Here is a 23,175-nt window from a genome sequence, read left to right on the forward strand (position 1 = left end):
TACCGAGAGTTGTTGTCATACGGAATGAAAAGGCTACGGCTGTCGGGACAACGCGAGAGATAAAAAAACAAGCTCCGGCTATCACATAGTATGCCGCGCACCGCACAAACAAAATTATCCGGAAATAATTGACACGAACAATTCAGGGGCTTAATTTTTTGATGCAGTCAGGCTTTGTTCTGTCATGCGAAGCAGGATTGTGTATACTCAGTTACGGAGAAACAGACCGGAGAAATAAACACATTACTTCCGTTTGAACGGGGACTGTCGGATCGGAGGTAACCATGAGATCGAAAATACCGTTGCCGGTAGCTCAAGCAATAATGGGACTGGTGACCCTTTTAATACCCGTTATGTGGGCGGTCGGCCACCGAGGGAACAACACGTTCCTTAGCCTGTGTCTGCTTTTTGTCATCTTTTACCGCTTGTCGCCCGAATTCCACGAGCAGGTACAGCGGTTTATAAACAACATTTCGCACAGTGATGTCAAAATTCGTCGCCGGTTCATGAGTATGGCCGCGGTCGCCGTGTTACTCGTGATTCTTCATCTGGTCGATGGTCAATTGGGAAGTCTCTGGGACCTGGACTGGGAGGGAGGTATCGGAACAACCTTCTCCGGTTACCTCCTGGCTGTGGCTTCGCTTCTCTGTTATTTTTGCTGGCGTCAGTCGGAGAAAGGAAAGGATCGAATCGCCTGGACCCTGTTCGGGATTCTTCTGATGACCATGACTGTCGACGAGTTGAGCGAATTTCACCATGGTCTGGCCAGACTTCTCTGGCACAGCACCACCGGCCAGGATCAAACGGTACTCATTAAGGGACTCGAATTTTGGATACTCGTGCTGTCGCCGTTTATTCTGTCAATAATCGGGGGGCTTATCTGGTTCGTTCGCCATGTTCTTCATAAGGCATCACGAACAACGGCTGCGGTCGCTTTGATCGCCTGGGTCACCTCACAAGCTCTCGAAGCCACTATCGCATCGAAGATTCTCCCTCATTCCGTGGAGGTAGCTACCGAAGAGTTTCTGGAAATGTTCGGGACGATTCTCCTGATAGTGACGTTCCATCGCGAGTACGGTCTGCGCACCTCGGAGAAAAAAGACAGCATACCGGAATCTCTGCAGACCTGACATATTGCTGAAGACTCGGAATGGTTGCGGCAGGTCTCGGAGAGATCTGCCTGACTGTTACCTATCTATCCAGTTTGTACCATCTTTAATCCCACCCGAGGGGTGGGGCACCAAAAAAATGAAGATGTATTCCCGCTTTCGCAGGAAAGACGTTTTCGGGGGTGTACTGCTACAGGGGCAGACGAGACGTCTGCCGCCCACCAACGCGGTTGGATTCTTCGCGAGATTATTCACTGGAGTCAGACATGGGATACGCCGCGGTTGTACAGAGTAGGACAAGACGTCTGCCGCCCACCAATCCCACCCGAGGGGTGGGGCACCTTTGTCCGAAGTTATCAGATATCCCACCCGTGGACGGGTGGGCCACCAGACGTTTGCCGGGGTGTACTGCTGCAGGGGCAGACGAGACGTCTGCCGCCCACCAAGTAGTCAGAAGGCCTATCAGCCCCAGCCCAAAGAATGGCTCTATGACACTCCGGCGCCGGTTCTGCGGCTAAACACCCAGGGCTGTCTCAATTGGGCCGGTCGCAGATTCTTCGTCAGTGAAGCCTTAGCACACGAGAGAGTTCAGGTTCATGCTGTTGACAACATTCTGGCCGTGAAGTTCAGACATATGTGGATACGAGAAATAGACCTGACTACCGGTCAATCAAACACCATGATTGACAAAAACTATAACCCTTATGTGTAAAGGATGTGTTGACACATTCTGTTAACTATGTCTTGACACCGTACATACAAGCAACCTGACCTGCGAAAAAACTGACAATATGTCTGTCACCCAACAAACATAAAGGCCGGGATCGCGGGGATCCCGGCCTGCGGAGCTTGTATATCAACGTTTTTATGTCAATAGCAAACGCGGATTCGAAGACGTATCCGCCCACACTAAAGAGCGGTCGGGCCGTGCCGCCCGACCACATCTCCAATAAAACTACATCACGGACTTGATCGTCTCGATCACTTCCTGCTGTTCTACCTCGGTCAATTCCGGGTAGATCGGAATCGATAAAACCTGATCGGAGGCCAGGCTCGATACCGGGAATTCATCCGGTTTGTAACCAAGAAACTCGAAGCAGGGTTGTTTATGGAACGGCACCGGATAATAAACCACATTACCGATCTTGGCTTCGGATAACTTCGCCTGCACCGGCTCCCGATTCTCAAACGCGATGGTGTACTGGTTGTAAATGTGGAAGGTGCTGTAGCTCATCGCCACCGGTGTTTTCATCCCCGGTATACCCTCGAACATCTGATCGTAAATACGGGCATGCTCGATTCGCTGAACCGACCATTTGCGCAAGTGGGCCAGCTTCACCAGAAGAATCGCCGCTTGCATGGTTGCCAGGCGCGAGTTATAACCGACCATGTCGTGATAGTATTTTCGCTTGGCGCCGTGGACGCGAAGCCAGCGACATTGATTGTAGTTGTCTTCTGATTTGGTGACAATCATACCGCCGTCACCGCCCGCTCCGAGGTTCTTGGACGGGAAGAACGAGAAACAGCCAAAATCACCGATCGAGCCGGCCTTACGCCCCTTGTATTCAGCGCCGATAGCCTGAGCGGCATCCTCGACCACTTTCAAGTTGTTCTTGCCGGCGATCTCTATGATCGGATCCATATCGGCTACCTGACCGTACAGGTGGACCGGGAGGATAACCTTGGTCTTGTCGGTAATGGCAGCCTCGATCAGGTTCGGGTCGATGTTGTACGAGTTGGGATCGATATCGACAAAAACCGGTTTCGCGCCCAGTCGATGAATCACTCCGGCTGTGGCAAAAAACGAAAAATCGGTGGTGATTACCTCATCACCCGGTTCAACTCCGGCCGCACGCAGAGCCACCAGCAGAGCATCGGTGCCGGAGGCCACGCCGATCCCGTAATCGACCTCACAGAGTGAAGCGATTTTTTCTTCCAACTCGGCCACTTCCGGGCCAAGGATAAACTTGCCGTGCGTAAGAACGCGGATAACGGCCTCGTCCAGCTCCGGCTTGAGATATTTGTATTGACGACTTAAGTCCAAAAGAGGTACGGACATTGTATTACTCCTTACTCATCCTTCCAGCCCTGATTGTCCAGAAGCTGTTCTTCGGGGACATCCCGGAAAGGTTTGGCCGGGATGCCGGCAACGATTTTCTTCGGCGTCGTATCGGCAGTCACCAATGCCGCCGCCGCTACCAGCGTATCTTCGCCAATCGTCTTGCCGGGCAGGATCGTGCTGTGAACGCCGAGACGGGCGCCGCGCTTGATCGTCACTCCCTTGAAGTGTTTGAACCGCTCTTCAGTACGACCGACGTAATTGTCGTTGGAGGTGGCCACGCACGGAGCGACGAACACGCGGTCCCCTACTTCGGAGTATGCGGTAATATAGACGTTGGTTTCGAGTTTGACGTATTTGCCGATTTTACAGAAGTTCTCGATGGCGACTCCGCGACCAACGATCGTGAAACGGTCGATAGTGACATTCTCGCGTACGGTCGACAGGTCGGCAATAAGCACCTTGCGACCGATCCCGCAACCGCGATAAATAACGACATTGGTGCCGATAATGCAGTCGCGGTCAATGGTACAAGCGGGAAGCTGTTGGTCTTTGGTTACGGCTGAATTGGCGGCTTTCATCGGATTTTTACCGATGACGGTACCGTCATCGATACGGACATTGTCACCGATCACGCTGTCGTCATGAATCACGACATGGTGCCCGATCACGCAGCCGGTGCCGATCCTGACGTTTTCGCCGACTACACAGAACTCACCCAGACGGGTGTTTGCGCCGATCACGGCGGATGCGGCGATTATCGAAGATGCCATATATACTGCCTCTTTGTCTTCAGGTACTTGTTCGTTCGCGATGCCGCCTAGCTGATCGACACCGGCGCCCCGCCGGCCTCGAGTGACTTCTGGGCCGCATCGAGCACTTTGAGGACTCTGAGTCCTTCTACTCCGTCGGAACGAGGTCGTTCCCGTTTCTCGATACACTGCAGGAAATGCTTGCACTCCTCGGCCAAAGGCTCACTCGCTTTGATCTGCGGTATGATGATGTCGCCGGTCCGGATGGCCAGGTATTCACCGTACGTGTTGTAATCCTGCTTGGTATCGACACCCTTGTCGTAGAGACGGATTTTTTCGGCGGCCTGGGAGTCATCGAACTCCACCATTTTTTTCGAGCCGACCACCACCAGCTTGCGATCCTTATGCGGATCGAGCCAGGAAACATGGATATGAGCCATGGTGCCGTCGCCGAAATGCAGCGTCGTGAAAACCACATCCTCGATCCCCGGCTGGAGATAAGCAGAGCCGGTCGAGGTTACCCGTACCGGATCTTTGCCGAGCAAATAGAGAATGATCGAGATATCGTGCGGTGCGAACGACCAGAGCGCGTTTTCGATATCGCGTACTTTGCCGAGATTGACGCGGCTGGCATATAGATAGTAAATCTTGCCGAGATTGCCGTCGTCAATCTGCTTGCGCAGGTATAGCGTACAAGGATGGTAGACCATGATATGGCCGACCATGACAATACGGTTGGCTTTTTCGGCTGCTTCGACCAGTTTCTCGCCGTCGGTCACGGATAAAACCAGCGGCTTTTCGACAAAAACATCCTTGCCGGCTTCGATCGCAGCCATGGCCATCTCAAAATGGGCGGCCGGCGGCGTGGCGATCACGACCGCTTCGATATCGTCACGTTTAATAATGTCGTTGTAATCGGCTGTAGCATCCACACCGGGATAGGTCGCCTTGACCCATTTTCGTCGACCCTCATCCTGATCACAGGCCAGGACCAGCGAACCACCGCCGAGATTATAGAAGTTCCGCAGGAGGTTCTTGCCCCAGGCGCCCACTCCTGCTATCGCGAGGTTCTTCATAAGCTCAATGCGTCCTTATGGTAAAGATTGTTTCATACGTTTTACGGAAGGCAGCCATCCGAAGAAAGCCGCCAGGAAAATGACCGCTCTCCGATAGTCGTCGGGATGAGACACGCTCAGAGCGGTCAGGTATTCAAAAAAGGCCGCCAGGAGAATCGAAACCACCAGCGAAACGGCAAAAGCCGCCAAGACGATATACGCCCGCTTGGGCCAGCTTTTAACCCGGGGAGCTTCGGCGCGATCGAGAATCGTAATCGTAGGGAGCTCCTCGTTCTCCTGGATCTTGGCCTGTTCATGTTGACTCAGTAAAGTCTGATAGAGGCCTTCGTTAACCTTCACCCGACTGTAAAGTTTTTCGAACTCACCCCGCAGAGCGGGGACGTCGGCAATCGGGAGCGAGAAGAACGAAGAATCGGCGTTGGAGGTTTCGAGTTGTTCGATCTGACCGAGCAACACCTCACGCCGCCGTTTTAAGTCTTTGAGATCGGTATTGTCGGGGCCGTATTTATCGGACATCATCTGAAGACTCAACTCGGTTTCGGCCAGACGGATTTTGAGCTGAATCGCCTGCTCGGTAGCCAGGCGAATTTGTTCATCGAAATCGACCGTCTTATACCGATTCTGGAATTGCTCAAGAGCCGCACGCGAAGAATCCAGCTCGCGCCGAACCTGGTCAAGGCGTTCCTCGATAAAGGAACGGTTTTCCCTGGCGCGGGAAGTTGCAATTTCCCGGTTGACCTTGTCCAGCTGCTCAACCAGGGCATTGACCACACGCGCCGCCAGTTCCGGGTCGCGATCCTCGTAGGTAATTTCCAGCAAGCCCTCTTCGGTTACCTCGTAACCGGAATTATCGAGAAAATTCTTGATCGCTTCATCAGCGTTGCGAGCATCGAGTTGTTCGTAGGAAAGACAGTTAGCGATTACCGGCTCGATGATCCGCCTCGATGACAGCATCCGGGCATAGACATCGGAAGTCGTCACCATCACCGGCAGGTTAAGCCCCTTGGTGACCGAAACCACATCCGACAACAGACTCAATCCGGCGACCGGAAGAGAAGTATCCTTGGGAGGCAACAGCAGCGACCTGGCTTTGTAGTATTTGGGGAGAACCAACGATACCGCCAGCGCCGCCAAGGTGACCACGATTACGGTCGTCAGAATGAACCGCTTGCGGCGAGCGAGCACTTCCAGCAAACGCCAGAGATTAGTAGTGCCTTCCTGGCTCATCGATACTCCTCTTTCACCTGAACCACCAATTCATCGCCGTCGTGGACCAGAACACCGGGTGAGATGGTGGATGTCACCCGTGCTACCCGGTTAAGGACATTGATTCGATTCCGGTCGGCCCGGGGCAAAAAATCTCCTGCGGCGGTGATATAAAAGGCGGCATCCTTACCAGCGACATAAGGAAATCTTCCGGGATTAAGAACTTCACCGGAGACCTTGACAAACCCGACGTTGAACGGCACGAACACTGAGTCATCGGGCATGAGTTTCATCTCCAGAATACCTGAAGATCCCATATAGGCGCTGGTGACCGGGTAGCGGGTACGAGTTATTCTTCCCCATTCATCGACCCCGGCACGCCGAAATACCGTCAATTGATCGCGGTTGGCATCGGTCATCATACCACCGGCCTGCTCGATCAATTTCCCCACCGTCGAGCCTTCCGCGTAGTCGAACCTGCCCGTTTGATTCACGGCGCCGTAGATAGTAAGCATCGGGTGCAACTCAGCCACGGCAGGAATCTCGATCACCGTGCCGGGACTGACGCGGTCATTAGTGCTCGAACCGGAACCGTTGGCGATTATCCTTACCCGACTGCTGTCGGCGCTGCTACGAAAACCTCCCGCAAGAGTAATCAACTGAGTCAGATCATCACCCGGTAGAAGTTCGATTTCACGCGGGCGGTTGACTTCGCCAACCACCTGAACTCGATCGGAGGATTTATCCGGGACGAGAATCGCATCGCCGGCATAGAGGCAGGGATTGAGGCTGTTGTCACCGGCATAGCGAGCCAGATCAAGGTCGACATGGACAGGAACAGGCCCACCCGACAAAATGATATTGCGGCTCGAAGCACCCCAGGCAAGTCCGCCGGCCATTTCAATGGCCTCGGACACACGCTGTGAAGTGAACAGCTTGTAAAGCCCCGGTTTGTCTACGGCGCCGGTTACCGTGACGGCAATCAGCACCGGATCGGAGACGGCAACAGTAATCTGTTCAGCGTTGAATTGCCGTTTTAACTCCGGTATCAATAGCGCCCGGGCTTGAGATAAGGTTTTGCCGCCCAGATCAATTACGCCGAGACTCTGGTGTACGATAGCTCCGTCGGGTCCTACCTCGAGGTCAATCTCCCCGAGTTTGGTCCGGATAAAAGTCACGGTCAGTTTCTCTCCGGGACGGATGAGATAGAGATCAGGATCTATCGGCTCATCGTAGTAGCGATAGTTCTCCATCCAGGTTCCGGCCAGCGAATCATCTGCGCCCATCTGGGCGTTCGCTCCGATAACCAACACCAAAAGCCCTGACAGGGCAAACAAAGCCGTCCGAAGCGCGGTCGGCCAAACGTATCTGGCGAATGCTTCACGAATCATATATAACGGCGAAGGATAGTTAAAATAGGCGGTCCTGTCAACCGCTATAAGTTGCGGGGAAGCTTAGCCTTAGGGGGCCGTTGAAAAGGTCGTACGTTCTGATATTCAGCAAAACACAGCCGCAGTACAGGCGACACAAGGCCGCCCGCTACGCAAGGTCAGAGTCCCTAATCGCGTAGCCCTGGGGCTTGTCTCCCGGGCGATTCTCTATCTTCCATGTTTTTTCAACAATCCGCTAACTTCGCGGTGAGAGAACCACCAGAGCAATCCGAGCAACAGCAGCCCAACCGCCGACACGATCCAGCCAAGACCGATGTAAGGAGTGCGATAGGTCAGCACTACATCTTTCTTACCTCGAATAAAAGGAAACGAGATAAGTCCGGCTTGTGGTTTGATCATCGAGCTGCCGGTGATCGACCAGCCGGGATCGTACCCCATGCCGATCACCAGTTCCCCCGTCGTCAGTCCGTAAAATTCATAAGCAATGCGGTTGGGGGTGTATTCGCGGCTGTACAGATTGAGGTTCCCCGACAGAAGATATTCGGTGTGTACATTATTGGCCGAATCCACCAGCCCCCGACTCGGGAAAGTCGCCGAAAGCCAGGGAGAAATAAGCGAACCGTGGTTTTCGAGAAAGTTTTGATAGGCCTGGGGTTTTTCCGTAATCACCTGCCGGAACTCATTATCCCTGGTTACCTCTGGCGACGGGAAGGGATGAGCGCTGGACATGATCGGCCAGGCCAGGACCATGTTGGTGACAGCCACAATGGCCACAAGCCCCCATAAAATATATCGCGATAACGCCGGTTTCAGTTTCCGGGAAAACAACTCACGAAGCGAGTCAAAACCAAAGGCACCGAGGATCGAAACCGCCAGGACGACGAACTGGAACGATCGTCCGGTACAGCGGGCCGAGGCGAAACCGGGGAATTTAGAAAGTATCGCCCAGGGAGAAAGCGCCCCGAAATTACCGAGCCCCAGCAGCAGGAAAAAGACCAGCAGAATCAGCCAGGGCCAGTGCTGCCGGAATCGTTTGATCAACGCCCAGAGAGCCAAAAGCAGCAGGAGCGGTGAAAGATAGGCGCCGTATTCGTGCCAGGCCCAGACCTGGCCGTCGAAATGCCGGGCGAACAATGAATGATCGTACCCGCAAAATATCGAGCCCAAAGCGGACAGAGGGACGAACTCATCGGGCGAGCCCTCCCATTTGTTCTGCACCAGGTAAATTACCATCGGGACGAATTTCACTCCGGCCATGGCAAGACCGGCCACAGTCCCAATCACGAAATTCAGCAACGGCCGGAAGCTGTTGTCCCTGAGCGACAGAAGCAATACCAGCAGACCACCGAAGGTCATAGTGTAAAGCAACGGGATCGCCCCGCCGTTCCCCAGGGCCATCAGCGCCAGCGACAGCGCCGCCCCGATGAGATAGCGAAGCGAACGTTCGCCGTTCAGGACGAAATACAAAAACCAGGGCATGAAACAGAAATGGGTAAACGGCATGTGCCCCTCAGCAAAATGCAGCGCAAAATGCACCGAGCCGAAATAGCCGACCGCCGCCAGCAATGACGCCGCACGGGACAGATCGAAATATCGGGCGAAACGATAGCTGCCGTAAAAACCGAGGAAATAGCAGAACAACACCTGCAACTTGAGACCAACCACCGCGCCGAAAATCCAGTAGAGTAGCGTGAACGGCGTGAGAAATGCCACCTCGGGATGATGAAAGAGGATATTGCCGCCGGCCAGGTACGGATTCCAATAAGGGAACTGGCCATAGCGCACTACCGTATCTATCGGTACGGCGGCAATGGTGGTAAAAAGGTCCCAATCGCGGCCGCCCCAGTTGGTCAGATGGAGCAGAAACGGCAACACATAATAGAGTGAGAGGGCGCTAAGGCCGATTATCACCCAGCGGTCGATCGTTTTGTTGTTTGATTCCTTCATCATGTTGCTCATATTAGTCGTTGTCTTGGGTAACTTAATGATTATCGAGCGCTTGAAAAGCAAAAGTTTCCTTACCCCGGTACTGCTCTGGTTGCTGTTTGTCGGGATAATGTCGATCCTGCTCCAGGTTGGCGACGTCAAATACGACAGCCTGACCCGCACCCTCATTCAGTGGGACGGGCAGCATTATCTCAGTATTGCCCGCGACGGCTATAAAGCTTTTCCCTGTGATTATAATCCTGATTACACCTGCGGCAATATCGGCTGGTTTCCGCTTTATCCCATGATCGGCGAAGCGCTGAAGGTGACCGGGATCGACGTGCGTGCAGTCATGATCGGGATAAGCTGGCTGGCACTCCTGGTTGCCCTGGTCTTGCTTTTCCAGATACTGGAAGAGGCTTTCTCGTATCGAACAGCCTTGGCGGCAATAACCGCCTTGTTGCTGTTTCCGAGTTCTCTCTATTATCTGACCGCTTTCCCCTACTCGGTCTATCTGCTGTTGGCAGTGTTGGTATTTCGGTCGATTCAAGTCGAGCGATATTTCTGGCTGCCGTTATGGACCGGACTGCTGGCGGTGACTTATCCTTCGGGCATAATTATCGGGCTGCCGGTGCTTTGGGTGCTGATTCGGCGCTGGGGGAAAGCCTCAACCTGGGCGCGGCTGCAATTGGTCGGAGCGCTGGTTGCGATCGGGTCGGCGCTGTTGTTGTATTGTCTTTATTATTGGTGGAAGTTCGATGACTTCTTCCTCTACCTGCATTTTCAGGGACAAAGCTATTACGCCCACGAGCCGGCTTTCCCGCTGGTCACAATGTATCACGCGCTGGCAGAAGCCCCCGTGCGCAGCGGTGTGTTCATTTCGCTGGTGCTGACGATTGCCGCCACGGTGTTGTTCTATAAGAAACGTCTCCCGGTCGCCTGGCAGTTGTTCATGTTCGGGGTGCTGTTGTTCACGCCGACGATGGGGACCTGCGACTGTTATTACCGTCACATCGTGGTGGCTTTCCCGCTGTTCGCGATGATCGGGATGTCGACCGAGTCGCGCCTCGGGCGCTGGATGTTCGCGGGGTACGCTCTCGTGTCGCTTTATTTTATGGTCGACTTCTTCGTGCCGCTCTATCGCGCCGGGATGATGATGTAAAAGTTAAAGGCCGATTCGAAGACGGATCTGCCCTACGGAGGGGCAGCAAGACATCCGTTACGGCTGGGTGGCCCACCCTTCAGGGAGTGTTGAAAAACCTCGGCAAGAATCTAATCGCCCGGGAGACAAGCCCCCGGGCTACGCGTTAGAGAGCCTTAACCTCGCGCAGCGGGCGGCCTTGTGTCGCCCGCATTACAGCCGCCCACGGGATGGAAGGTGAAATAACAACTCAAGTGTCAGGACAGCAAGGGTCCTGACAAAATGCTGTTACCTATGTTCCCGGTCTAATCTGTTACCTATCTACCCGGTTTGTACCTCTGTGTGGCTCACCCGTCCACGGGGGGGAACAACGCCTTCAGTTGATTTATGGGGAGTCGGATTTCTGCGTTCGCGGGAAAGACGTTCTCAGGGGTGTGCTGCTGCAGGGGCAGACGAGACGTCTGCCGCCCACGAATTCCCACCCGAGGGGTGGGGCACCGAACGTCGGCCGCCCACCAACACGGTTGGATTCTTCGCGAGATTATTCACTGGAGCCAGACATGGGATACGCCGCGGTTATACAGAGTAGGACAAGACGTCTGCTGCCCACGGGATACGACAATCGTGCTCTGATAAAAAGCGGCAGGTCTCGGCGAGACCTGCCCTACAATGTCAGGACCGCAAGGGTCCTGACCAACAAAATGCTGCTTTTCCGAGTTAACGTGCGGCCGCAGAGCTACCGCATGCGGATCGGAATATATCCCCTACGCCTTCTCCGTCATATCCGGTTCCGATTCGGCTACGGTCGACTTGGCGCCGTGGCGCTCGTCGTAATACTCGCACGCGGCTTTCACGAACTCGCGGAATAACGGATGCGGCTTGGTCGGGCGCGATTTCAACTCCGGATGGAACTGCACGCCGACGAACCAGCGATGATCGCTGATCTCCACGATCTCCACCAGACGGCCGTCGGGCGATAGTCCGGAGAGCTTGAGGCCGTGCTCCTCGAGCATCGTACGATAAGCGTTGTTGACCTCATAGCGATGGCGATGGCGCTCCGATATTTCGTCCGTCCCGTAAGCGGCCCGGGCCACCGAACCGGGATCGAGCACGCAGGGATAAGCCCCGAGGCGCATCGTCCCGCCCAATTCGGTCACGCCCTCCTGATCGGCCATGAGATGGATCACGGGATGTTTCAGGTCGCGATAGAATTCATAACTGTGAGCATCCTGAAGACCGCAGACGTTGCGGGCATATTCGATCACGGCGCATTGCATACCGAGGCAGATGCCGAGGAACGGGATATCTTTCTCGCGTACATAGCGAATCGCCTCTATCTTTCCCTCGACTCCGCGCTCGCCGAAACCTCCCGGAATCAGGAGACCGTCGATATCGTGCAACAGTTTCTCCGCGCCGTTTTTCTTGATATCTTCCGAACTGACCCAGACTAAATCCACTTCGGCATCGCTGTTCACCCCGGCATGCACGAACGACTCAATAATCGACTTATAGGCATCCTTCAGATTAACGTACTTGCCGCAGATACCTATCTTGATCCGCTTGGAGGGATTGTTGATCCTGGCGACCATGCCGCTCCAGAGTTTTAGATCCGGTTCCGGCAGATCCCAGCCGAACCTCTTGCAGATTATATCATCGAGACCCTGCTGGTGATATTCGAGTGGTACCTGGTAGATTGTGGAGACATCCTTGGCCACGATCACCGCCTCGGTGGAAACCGAACAGAACAGGGAGATTTTTTTACGCAGTTCATCGGAGATCGGATTGGTACAGCGGCAAAGCAGGGCATTGGGCTGAATACCGATCGCCCGCAGTTCGGCTACCGAGTGCTGGGTCGGTTTGGTTTTGAACTCGCCGGCGGCGTTGATGTAAGGCACCAGGGTGACATGGGCGAACATTGTGTTTTCGGGGCCTTCCTCCTGCCCCATCTGGCGAATCGCTTCGAGGAACGGAAGCGACTCAATATCGCCCACCGTACCGCCGATCTCGGCAATGACAACATCCGGCTTCGGCTCCATCCGGGTAAGCTGCTTGATCCGGCTTTTAATTTCATTGGTGACGTGCGGAATCACCTGGACCGTCGCGCCGAGGTAATCACCGCGTCGTTCACGGGTAATGATCGTGTGATACACCTGGCCGGTGGTGACGTTGTTGTCTTTGGTTAACGACTGATCCAGAAACCGCTCGTAATGGCCCAGATCGAGATCGGTCTCGGAGCCGTCGTCGAGCACGAACACTTCGCCGTGCTGGAACGGATTCATGGTACCGGGATCGACGTTGAGATACGGGTCGAGCTTCAGATTGCAGACGCGCAAACCGCGGCTTTTGAGCAGGAAGCCCAGCGACGCTGAAGAGATCCCTTTCCCCAGCGCCGAGACCACTCCCCCGGTAACGAAAATGTATTTGGCTCTCTCAGACATGCCGATGCCTCACTTATATAACTTACAAACTTTTTCCAAATCCGTGGGGCTGTCCACCGATACCGAGCGCATTTTGGTCAAATAGCCCTTCAGGGCCGCCCCGTTTTCCAAAATACGTAATTGTTCGAGCGACTCGGCTTTCTCATGCGACGAACGTTTCCATGCCGCGAACTGCTTCAAGGCCTCCCGACGGAATAAGTATATCCCTATGTGACGATAGAACTTGAACTGCTGCGCCAGGGGGCCTTCGGCCGCCTTCTGGAGATACGGCAAGGGCATCCGGGAAAACCAGCGGGCATAGCCGTCGTCCGTCCAAACGACCTTCACCGTATTCGGATCGACCAGGTCATCATCGTTCTCCGCTCGCGTCACCAGGGTCCCGAACTGCTCTTTACGGTCGGCCATAAAGCGGGCGATGATCTTATCGAGCAAATGAGCCTGGAGGCCAAAATTATCGGCCTGAACGTTCAGAAAATACGATCCCGGAACTTTCTCGGCCACCTCGGCCGCCCGGTCGGTGCCGGTGCGATGCCGTTTCGAGGTCATCATGGTTTCGACCCCGACACTGGTCATGGTATCGCAGATTTCACGCGAGTCGGTGGCTACGATGAGACGATCGATCAACCTGGATTTGGCCAGAGAATCGACCAGGTAACAAAGAAGCGGTTTCCCCTTGAAAGGATAAATCACCTTGTTGGGAAACCGCGAGGAGTTCAGGCGGGCCGGTATTATCGCGACCACTCGGTCTTTCATCACTCACAAACCTTTTCAGCCGACGCTTTCGCAGACAGGCTACGGCGCTGAATCGAGACAAAGTCGTTCAATCTGGCTGAGGAGACAGGGTTGAAATGTAAAAAAATCCGTGGCATGGGCTATGATACAGGCAGGCGAGCGACCTGTCAAGACTAAAGCCGAAGACGAATGTCATCATCGATCGACAAATGCAGCGTCGTAGATCGGCGATCCGGAGGGAGTGCGGGTGAAGATAAGGAGGAAAGGTCTCTCCGAGACCTGCCATCACCCGGCGAACGTAAAATCCTACACAGGTTCTTACAACTGCCCCCCATCCCCCCGTGTAAAATGATTGCTTTGTGTCGGTTAGGCGGGCATCTTGCCATCGTAGTCGCAGCGGTCAATTACGGCCGACGACGAAAGGGAGAAATTTGCTCCATGAGTTATGAAGTCACCGTAGCTCGTCGTTATCTCAAATCCGGACGAGCCTTTGTTTCCGTTTCCACCTGGATATCAATGTTGGGAGTTACTCTTGGCGTGGCGGCGGTCTGCGTGGTCGTTTCGATGCACAACGGCTTCGAGACCGAAATCCGCGACCGCCTCTTAGGGACCACCTCGCACATCACGGTTTTCCCCAGCAACGCAAGCACGATTACAGATTACGACTCGCTCGTGGCGAAGCTGGAGTCGGTCGATCATGTCGTGGCGGCCTCGCCGTTTATCTATTTCAAGGGCGCTATTTCATCGGTCAGCGGCGGCGACGGCCTGATCGTGCGCGGGATCGACCTCGAACGCGAAAAGCGGACTTCCGACTTGCTGCAGTCGGTTACGATCGGCGACCTCTCGTTCGAGCCGGAAGTGGTCGGCGACGACACTATCCCTGGGATCATCTTAGGCGTCAACCTCGCCGAAGGCCTCGGGGTGTTTTTGGGCGATCCGGTCTGGCTTTATTCTATGCGCGGCGAGGACCTGCGCGGCAACACCCGACCGCGCGTCACCAAATTTTACGTAGCCGGATTGCTCGAAACCGGCATGTACGAGTTCGACGGCCAGCTTGCGTATATCTCGCTTCAGGACGCCCAGAAGCTGTTCAAGCTGGGCGATGCCGCCACGGCGGCGCATCTAAAACTGGACGATATCTATCTGGCATCGAAAGTTGCCCCGGTGATCGACAGCCTGTTGGGACACCGGTATGATGTTGTCCCCTGGAATATCCTGCACAAGAATCTTTTTTCCTGGATCGCAATCGAGAAACAAGCACTCGGACTCGGATTTATTCTGATCGTGATCGTGGCGGCGTTTTCGATTATCTCGACCCTGGTGATGCTTACCATGGAAAAACGAGCGGAAATCGGGATTCTCAAGACACTCGGTTATACGCCCGGATCGATCGCTAAAATCTTTGTTTATCAAGGACTTGTCATTTCCGTAATCGGGGTAATCGCCGGGTGGATTATCTCGTTCGTTCTGGCTTATTTACAGAACACCTATCAACTGGTATCGCTGCCGCCGGATATCTATTTCATCAGCTATCTGCCGTTCGAGGCCCATTTGTTCGATTTCTTCCTGGCCGGAATTACGGCAATACTGGTCTGTTTTTTGGCGTCGTTATATCCCGCTTTCAAGGCGGCGCGATTGAGCGTGATTGAGGTTCTGAGGCAATAAAGGTATGAAAATAGCGGCGTTAGCTAAGTAAATGGGCCAATCAACCGAAAATAAGACTGTACCGGAAAACGGTACGCGACAATTGGATTGTAATAGATGAGCATGGATGAAAACAAGACCGTACTGTCGGCCGAGGATATACATCGTGAGTTCGTGACGGCTGAGGCCGTCCTTCCGGTCCTTCGGGGGCTGACTCTCCATCTCCAGGCCGGGGATATGGTCGCCGTGACCGGCGCTTCGGGCGTAGGGAAATCGACTCTCCTTCACATTCTGGGAGGGCTGGATCGACCGACTCGGGGCGAGGTAAAGATCAACGGGATTTCGCTGATCGGTCAGTCGGAGAAGCAATTGGCAGGGTTCCGCAACAAGAAAGTAGGCTTCGTGTTCCAGTTCCATTACCTGTTGCAGGATTTCACAGCCGAAGAAAATGTGATGATGCCGATGTTAATCGCCGGCTCGGATAAGGCCTCGGCACGCACAAAAGCGGAACTGTTGCTAGAGCAAGTGGGTTTAACAAGTAGGAAAAGTCACCGTCCGAATCAATTATCGGGCGGCGAACAGCAACGTGTGGCGGTGGCCCGCGCTTTGGCGAACGACCCTGAAATTGTTCTTGCCGATGAGCCCTCGGGAAACCTGGACACCTCTACCGGACGCAACCTCCACGACCTCCTCTTCCACCTCAATACCGACAAGAAGATAACCATGCTGATCGCTACACATAACGAGGAGCTGGCGACGAAATGCAATCGTCGCATGGCGATAGTGGACGGACTTATTAGAGAATAAGACCTCAGACAGGATAAACAAAATATGCTTTGTCAGGACTGCAAGAAACGTGAAGCCCAGGTAACGTTCACCCAGATCGTGAACAACGAGAAGACCAGCCTGGCGCTTTGCAAAGAATGTGCGGCCGCACGCGGTTTCCATTCTCCGCTGGAGAATGCACCATTCCCATTGGCCGAGATCGTGTCGGGGCTTCAGGGGCAATCAGCGGCGCCGCCGATGAACGCCGAGGAGGACACCCTCGTTTGTAAGACCTGCGGACTGACGTTCAAGCAGTTCGCCCAGCAGGGACGCTTCTCCTGCGGTGACTGCTACAAGGCCTTCCGCAGCCGGATCGAGCCGATCATGCGCAAAATCCACGGAGCTTCTCTGCACCGAGGTCGCAGTCCTGTCTACGAGGCGCTCAAGGACGAGCAGGAAAAAACAATCGTTCCGGTACAGGAAGAAGCACGCCTTGAGTCGGAGTTGAAGAAGGCGATTGAGTCCGAAGAATTCGAGCGAGCCGCCGAAATCCGCGACAAATTACGGACCATCCGCGAGGAAGTGGCGGCCGAAGACTCAACAAGGGGATAGAAAGTTGAACACGATGTTTGAAGAAATGGCCAAAAGCCCGGCGGCCTGGCTGTCGGGAGACGGTGATGAATCGATGGTCGTCCTATCGACCCGGGTGCGTCTGGCGCGTAACATCGCCGGATGCCGTTATCCCGGTTCGGCCGACCAGGAGACTAAAAACCGTGTGGTCGGTTATTTCGACAGCACGCGGACACGCTCCAAGATGTTGAATGAGGGACTTTACTTCAAAGCCTCGGATGTAAACCAGCTCGATCGTGATTTCCTGGTCGAACGGCATCTGATCTCACCGACCTTCCTCGGCACCGATTCTTCGAAATCGGTCTACATCAACGACGAGGAGCGGCTCTCGATCATGGTCAACGAGGAAGACCATCTTCGCATTCAGGCTCTCTCCCCCGGTCTCGATCCCCAGGGATCGTACAACCTGGCCTCGCGCTACGACAAGGAAATCGGGCGACACCTCGAATACGATTACGACCAGGATTTCGGTTTCCTTACCGCCTGTCCGACCAATGCCGGCACCGGCATGCGAGCCTCGGTATTGATTCACCTCCCGGGGCTGGTGCTGACGCGCGAGATCGACAAAGTCATTTCGGTGATCACCCATTCCGGCCTGGTGGTACGCGGTTTTTACGGTGAAGGCTCGGATGTGCTGGGGAATCTTTTCCAGCTTTCCAACCAGAATACACTCGGCGTGACCGAGGAGGAAATTATTCGCCAGATCGGCCGGGTAACCGGTGACATTATCGATAAGGAAGCGGCCGCAAGGAAACGTCTGCTCGATGAAGCCGCCGATATGATCGAGGACAAAATCTGGCGGGCTTACGGCATCCTGAAGCATGCCCGCGTGTTGACCTCCGAAGAAGTGATGAATTTGCTTTCGGCGGTCCGGCTGGGCCATGCCATGCAGATAATCGACTTCCTTTCCGTGGCCCTGATCAACGAGATCCTGTTGCTTTCGCAGCCGGCTCATTTGCAGAAATACTACGGCTCGGAAATGGATCAGAACAAACGTGATTTCGTCCGCGCCCAGATGGTGCGTGAAAAGTTGCGTACGGCCGATTAATGAAACCATACGGCCACGATGTCGTTTAGCACGAAGATGATGTTTTTAATATAGAAGGAAGGATTCAGGAATGAACGAGATGTTTACGGAACGTGCCAGAAAGGCAATCGAGTTTGCCCGCGAAGAGGCCGCTCGTTTGCGCCATGACTACATTGGCACCGAGCATCTCCTGTTAGGTCTGATCCGGCTTGGCGAAGGAAACGCGGTCGAGATTATTACCAACCTGGGTCTGGAGCTGGCCGATCTGAAAACCTCGATTGAAGAGGTCGTTCAGCCTTCGGGCGGCACCATGACTATGGGGCAGTTACCGCTTACCGCGCGAGCCAAAAAGACCCTGGAGGTTTCCGGACAGGAAGCTCGCGCCCTGAAATCGAAGGATATCGACACCGAGCACATTCTGCTCGCTCTTCTTAAGGACGAAGAGGGGGTGGCGGCGCAGGTGCTGTCGACCTACGATATCGACTATAAGGAGGCTTACGAAGAGCTGAACAACATTCAGAACGGCAAGCCTTCCAAGTTCAAGAAAAAACGGAAAAAGTCCAAGACCCCGGCGCTGGATCATTTCGGACGTGATCTGACCGAACTGGCCCGTCGCGGTCAGCTCGACCCGATTATCGGTCGTTCCGGCGAAATCGAACGTGTCGCCCAGGTTCTTTCACGCCGCAAGAAAAATAATCCGGTGCTGATCGGTGAACCGGGAGTCGGTAAAACGGCAATTGTCGAAGGTCTGGCTCAGCGCATCGTCGAGAACCGCGTGCCGCAGACACTCGAAAACAAGCGTGTGGTTACGCTCGACATGGCCTCGCTGGTGGCCGGTACGAAATACCGCGGTCAGTTCGAGGAACGACTCAAAGCAGTCATGACCGAGATCATCAACGCCACTGATGTGATCATCTTCATCGATGAGCTGCATACCATCGTTGGCGCCGGCGGCGCCGAAGGCTCTCTCGATGCCTCGAACATTTTCAAACCGTCGCTGGCCCGGGGTGAACTGCGCTGTATCGGCGCCACCACCCTGAACGAGTATCGCAAGTATATCGAAAAGGACGGCGCTCTGGAACGTCGTTTCCAGACGGTAAATGTCGATCCGCCGAGTGAAACGGATACGATCCGCATTCTGCAGGGTCTGAAACAACGGTACGAAGATCACCATCAACTCAAGATTTCCGATGAAGCCATCGAGGCGGCGGTGAAACTTTCGAACCGGTACGTATCCGGGAAATTCCAGCCGGATAAGGCGATTGACCTGATCGACGAGGCCGGTTCGCGAGCGCATCTGTCAAGTTATACCCGTCCCCCCGAATTCTCCGAGATCGAGACCGAGATCGAAGCACTGGCGACTAAAAAAGAAGACGCCGTTAAAAACCAGGCTTTCGAAACCGCGGCGCAGCTTCGCGATGAAATCAAGATGAAACGCGAAGAACTGGCATCGTTGCAAAAATCCTGGGAAGAAGACCGCCAGAACGACCGCGTGGTGTTGACCGCCGACGAGGTCGCCTCGGTGCTGGCCAAGATGACCGGTATTCCTCTGTTCCGCCTCGAGGAGTCGGAATCCAAACGACTCCTGCGCATGGAAGAGGAACTCAAAAAGAGCATCGTCGGTCAGGATGAGGCTATCGAGAAGCTGGCCAAGTCGATCCGTCGCGCCCGTGCCGGACTCGGCGATCCGCGTCGTCCCATCGGAACATTCCTGCTCCTCGGTCCGACCGGAGTCGGTAAAACCGAACTGGCCCGAGTGCTGGCCCGGTTCCTGTTCGACGACGTCGATTCGTTGATCCGGATCGACATGTCGGAGTATATGGAGAAGTTCGCCGTCTCCCGCCTGGTCGGAGCGCCTCCCGGTTATGTCGGCTATGAGGAAGGCGGCCAGTTAACCGAGAAAGTAAGACGCAAACCGTATTCGGTGGTGTTGCTCGACGAGATCGAAAAAGCACACCCGGATGTTTTCAACATTCTTCTGCAGTTGATGGATGACGGCAGCCTGACCGATTCGTTCGGGCGCAAGGTCGACTTCCGTAACGTCGTGCTGATCATGACCTCCAACCTCGGTACGCGCGAACTGCGTGATACCAAGACGGTCGGTTTCGATGCTCAGGGCGGCGAAATCTCTCATGAAGATATGTCCAAGAAAATCATCCAGGAAGTCAAGAAGCTGTTCAATCCGGAACTGGTTAACCGTATCGACGAAACGGTTATTTTCCACTCGCTGGATCGCGACCACATCAAGGAGATCATCGAGATTCTCGTGGCTGATGTGGCCAAGCGGCTGGCCGAGAAAGGCATCAGTTTCGAGTTGACCGAACAGGCCAGGGAATTCCTGGTCGAGCAGGGTTTCGATCCGCAGTATGGAGCCCGTCCGCTTAAACGAGCTCTCCAGCGGCATCTCGAAGACCCGCTGTCCGAGGAGATTCTTCGCGGTCAGTACGCCGGTGATTGTGATCTGATTATCGGCTCCGACGGTGAACGCCTGACGTTCGAGTTTAACGGGCACGGCGCTCGCAAAACCGACAACGAAACGGTTGAACCGTAGGTTATACTACTTAGGCTATTCCCGGCGGGTTGGTTCTTTGGAGCCAACCCGCTTTTCGTTGGGGTAACGGGGTGCACAGCCGGTGGTCGATCTGTCCACGGGATTGATGAAAAAGTCATACGCGTGGATATTCAGTAAAACACAACCGCAATGCGGGCGACACAAGGCCGCCCGCTACGCGAGATTAGAACCTCTGAACGCGTAGCGGCGGGGCTTGTCTCCGCCGCAGAAGAGTTTTTTTCAACAGCCCCGTCCACGGATGGGGATTAGAGATCATAGCGATAACACAATGGCATGCCTCGGAGAGACATGACCTACTCTGTCAGTTTGCAAGCTTGCAACCTGACACAAGAGAGGGCGCAGAGCGCCCAAGAATACGTTCCGCCGCAGAGCGACGGAACGAGAAGACTTGTAGAGCGACGGAACGAGGAGTAACCCAAAGCAACAGACGAGGAGACCTGCCGGGCCCAAACAGAAACAGAATGACAAGACGGCCTCTTCTGGCTATACTGGAGTTGTAGACCGGTTAGTGCACTTAACGGTCCAGTACCTGCGGTAGACAATGCCTGAAAGCAAGAGGGAACCAATGCACCTTTCCTTTCTCATGATATTGGTATTCGCTCTCTGGTTTTTGCCGGTCGTGGCATCCGGAGTTAAGATAGACTCCGACCGAGACGGCGTCGAGGACTCTCTCGACAACTGCCCTGACTATTGGAACCCCGATCAATACGATGCCGACGGCGACGGTATCGGCAACGTCTGCGATGAATGCACCGATCAGGACGGCGATGGTTTCGGAGACCCCGGCTTTCCGAGCAATACCTGCCCTGAGGACAACTGCCCCGGCTTCTACAATCCGGATCAAACCGACAGCGACGGCGACGGCATCGGCGATCTCTGTGAGGGAATTCTGTGTGGCGACTATGACGGCGACGGCGACAACGAAGCTGTGGCCGATCTGGTACGCATGAGCAGATACCTGTTGGGCTACGGGATCTCACCGGCCTGTATGTCCGCGGCCAACTCGGGAGCGTGCCGCGGAGTCAATTTCCACGATCTCGCTTACACCTGGAGCATGATAGCGGCTCCGATCGTACTCAACTGTGATGGCCCGGAAGACTGCGATTGCCGGAAAGCCGGAGAGATTCTCCTGGACCATGTCGACGGACTGTATGCAAAGGATACGGTGTTTACGGGGAGCGTGATCAAATTCTATCTGAGGTTCACAGGCGACAGTGCGATATCGTTCAGCGGTCTGGCCAACGGCTTCCGCGTCTATTCTCCCACCGGCAGCGAGTGGACAGAAACAAGTGTGGAGGAACTGGTTAACTTCTGGAGACTGAACGATCCCTGGTGCACTTTCGATTTACTGCAACAGAAACGCCTGATTGGAATGACCGGCTCCGGAGCCGACACGATCGCCATAGCCTATATCGAATACATGTGCGAAAACAGCCTCCGTGCCGGATTCGATTCAGTGACTCACGCTATCGCTGTCGGTCCGATCCCGCATGAATACTCAGGAGGAGAAATCTGCCTGGATTCCTGCTGGTATCCTCCCGGCGGGGATTGGCTTTGGGCGGTTGATCCACACTTTTACGGAGAGACTCCTTTCATTCCTTCCTGGGATGGACCGCATTGTTTCACGATCTACAACTGTTGCCATATCCGCGGCGACATCAATAATGATACCGCCGGTCCCGACATTGCCGATCTGGTCTGCCTGGTGTCCTACATGTTCCAGGGAGGTCCCGATTTGCCGTGTCCGGAGGCGGCGGATATCAACGATTCGGGAGGCGGCCCGGATATCGCCGATCTCGTTTACCTGGTCAGCTTCATGTTCCAGGACGGACCGGCACCAGAGCCTTGCCCCTAGCTAAGCCGGGGAATCGGTTCCGACACAAGCAGGCAGGCCTCGTTTGGGCGGGTAACTTCCCACCGAACAGAAACTTACACTTTTCGCTTGCCTTGCCGGGCGAAATCGTTATCTTAGGTGGCTGTTGTCGCCCCGAATTCGGGCGATAATTAATATGTTGTTTTGCCCCCTTAGGGGCTTGTTTGGAAAAGAAGATCAGATAACGATAGAGGTTTACGATGGCACACAAAAAGGGTGTCGGCTCTTCCAAAAACGGTCGGGATTCGAACGGCCAGCGCCGGGGCACGAAAGTGTTCTCCGGACAGGCAGTACCGGCCGGGTCGATCATCGTGCGCCAGTGCGGCACCAGAATCAAACCGGGTCATAACGTCGGTATCGGCAAAGACTGTACCCTGTTTGCGAAGGTGACCGGCGTGGTGAAGTTCGAGCGTGTCGGACGCGACGGGAAACAGGTTTCCGTTTACGAATAAAACGACCGGCGCGGTTTTATCCGCGATCAAAAAGCATAAACACACTGTCTCTTAAGAGGCAGTGTGTTTTTTTATGCGCCGTTGAACCGAAAAGATGAAAATGGTTTCCCGCTTTCGGGGGAAAGACGTTCCCCGGGGTGTGATGCTGCAGGGGCAGACCGGGAGGTCTGCCGCCCACGAAATCCAGGACTGGGTGAGCCACCGATGCGCCGCACATCCCACCCGTGGACGGGTGGGCCACCGACCGCCTTTCGCAGGAAAGACGTTTTGCGGGGTGCACTGCTGCTGGGGCAGACCAGGAGGTCTGCCGCCCACGAAAACCAGGATTGGGTGAGCCACCGATGCGCCGCACATCCCACCCGTGGACGGGTGGGCCACCGAC

At 54.8% G+C, this 23,175-nt stretch carries 16 protein-coding genes and 1 pseudogene; 9 read left to right on the plus strand and 8 right to left on the minus strand.

All coding sequences use genetic code 11. The features are described 5' to 3' along the window. The first annotated feature begins 284 nt into the window (after nt 1-284). Nucleotides 285-1,130 (plus strand): hypothetical protein, encoded by an 846-nt coding sequence (locus PLF13_09925; GenBank protein HOP07596.1) that lies wholly within the window; start codon nt 285-287, stop codon nt 1,128-1,130. Nucleotides 1,131-2,064: 934 nt separating this feature from the next. Here the strand turns inward: PLF13_09925 and PLF13_09930 are convergent. From PLF13_09930 to PLF13_09955, 6 genes are all read right to left on the minus strand, one after another. Then, the gene (locus tag PLF13_09930) at nt 2,065-3,168 is read right to left on the minus strand and encodes a DegT/DnrJ/EryC1/StrS family aminotransferase (GenBank protein HOP07597.1); all 1,104 of its coding nucleotides are present in this window, start codon (nt 3,166-3,168) and stop codon (nt 2,065-2,067) included. A gap of 11 nt (nt 3,169-3,179) precedes the next feature. Further along, entirely contained in the window at nt 3,180-3,941 is a 762-nt protein-coding gene (locus PLF13_09935) for an N-acetyltransferase (GenBank protein HOP07598.1), read from the minus strand. A gap of 47 nt (nt 3,942-3,988) precedes the next feature. Continuing rightward, on the minus strand, nt 3,989-4,996 hold the full coding sequence (locus PLF13_09940) for a Gfo/Idh/MocA family oxidoreductase (protein HOP07599.1): 1,008 nt from the start codon (nt 4,994-4,996) through the stop codon (nt 3,989-3,991). Between the two features lie 15 nt (nt 4,997-5,011). Next, nucleotides 5,012-6,223: a Wzz/FepE/Etk N-terminal domain-containing protein gene (locus tag PLF13_09945; protein ID HOP07600.1), complete on the minus strand. Its 1,212-nt coding sequence runs from the start codon at nt 6,221-6,223 to the stop codon at nt 5,012-5,014. Next, nucleotides 6,220-7,488, minus strand: coding sequence for an SLBB domain-containing protein (locus PLF13_09950; GenBank protein HOP07601.1), 1,269 nt, complete (start codon nt 7,486-7,488; stop codon nt 6,220-6,222). The genes PLF13_09945 and PLF13_09950 overlap by 4 nt, the downstream gene beginning before the upstream one ends. Nucleotides 7,489-7,800: 312 nt before the next feature. Then, entirely contained in the window at nt 7,801-9,543 is a 1,743-nt protein-coding gene (locus PLF13_09955; protein HOP07602.1) for a hypothetical protein, read from the minus strand. A gap of 49 nt (nt 9,544-9,592) precedes the next feature. Between PLF13_09955 and PLF13_09960 the strand changes: the two genes are divergently transcribed. Beyond that, nucleotides 9,593-10,681, plus strand: a complete 1,089-nt coding sequence (locus tag PLF13_09960) for a hypothetical protein (protein HOP07603.1) — start codon at nt 9,593-9,595, stop codon at nt 10,679-10,681. A gap of 743 nt (nt 10,682-11,424) precedes the next feature. On the opposite strand, the gene PLF13_09965 is transcribed toward PLF13_09960, so the two are convergent. Continuing rightward, a complete protein-coding gene (locus PLF13_09965) occupies nt 11,425-13,098 on the minus strand; it encodes a CTP synthase (protein HOP07604.1) in 1,674 nt (557 codons plus the stop codon). 9 nt (nt 13,099-13,107) lie between these two features. Further along, nucleotides 13,108-13,851 (minus strand): 3-deoxy-manno-octulosonate cytidylyltransferase, encoded by a 744-nt coding sequence (gene kdsB, locus PLF13_09970; protein HOP07605.1) that lies wholly within the window; start codon nt 13,849-13,851, stop codon nt 13,108-13,110. A 417-nt stretch (nt 13,852-14,268) separates the two neighbouring features. Between kdsB and PLF13_09975 the strand changes: the two genes are divergently transcribed. The 7 genes and pseudogenes from PLF13_09975 (at nt 14,269) to rpmA (ending at nt 22,793) form a co-directional block, all read left to right on the plus strand. Next, nucleotides 14,269-15,495: an ABC transporter permease gene (locus tag PLF13_09975; GenBank protein ID HOP07606.1), complete on the plus strand. Its 1,227-nt coding sequence runs from the start codon at nt 14,269-14,271 to the stop codon at nt 15,493-15,495. A 102-nt stretch (nt 15,496-15,597) separates the two neighbouring features. Next, entirely contained in the window at nt 15,598-16,281 is a 684-nt protein-coding gene (locus PLF13_09980) for an ABC transporter ATP-binding protein (GenBank protein HOP07607.1), read from the plus strand. Between the two features lie 24 nt (nt 16,282-16,305). Then, on the plus strand, nt 16,306-16,851 hold the full coding sequence (locus tag PLF13_09985) for a UvrB/UvrC motif-containing protein (GenBank protein ID HOP07608.1): 546 nt from the start codon (nt 16,306-16,308) through the stop codon (nt 16,849-16,851). Nucleotides 16,852-16,864: 13 nt separating this feature from the next. Beyond that, entirely contained in the window at nt 16,865-17,917 is a 1,053-nt protein-coding gene (locus PLF13_09990) for a protein arginine kinase (GenBank protein ID HOP07609.1), read from the plus strand. Nucleotides 17,918-17,987: 70 nt separating this feature from the next. Continuing rightward, nucleotides 17,988-20,447: an ATP-dependent Clp protease ATP-binding subunit gene (locus tag PLF13_09995; protein ID HOP07610.1), complete on the plus strand. Its 2,460-nt coding sequence runs from the start codon at nt 17,988-17,990 to the stop codon at nt 20,445-20,447. Nucleotides 20,448-21,108: 661 nt separating this feature from the next. Next, a pseudogene (locus PLF13_10000) lies at nt 21,109-21,351 on the plus strand (thrombospondin type 3 repeat-containing protein). A 1,190-nt stretch (nt 21,352-22,541) separates the two neighbouring features. Beyond that, the gene (gene rpmA / locus PLF13_10005; GenBank protein ID HOP07611.1) at nt 22,542-22,793 is read left to right on the plus strand and encodes a 50S ribosomal protein L27; all 252 of its coding nucleotides are present in this window, start codon (nt 22,542-22,544) and stop codon (nt 22,791-22,793) included. Nucleotides 22,794-23,175: the final 382 nt, after the last annotated feature.

Source organism: Candidatus Zixiibacteriota bacterium (assembly GCA_035380245.1).
Classification (GTDB): domain Bacteria; phylum Zixibacteria; class MSB-5A5; order GN15; family FEB-12; genus DAOSXA01.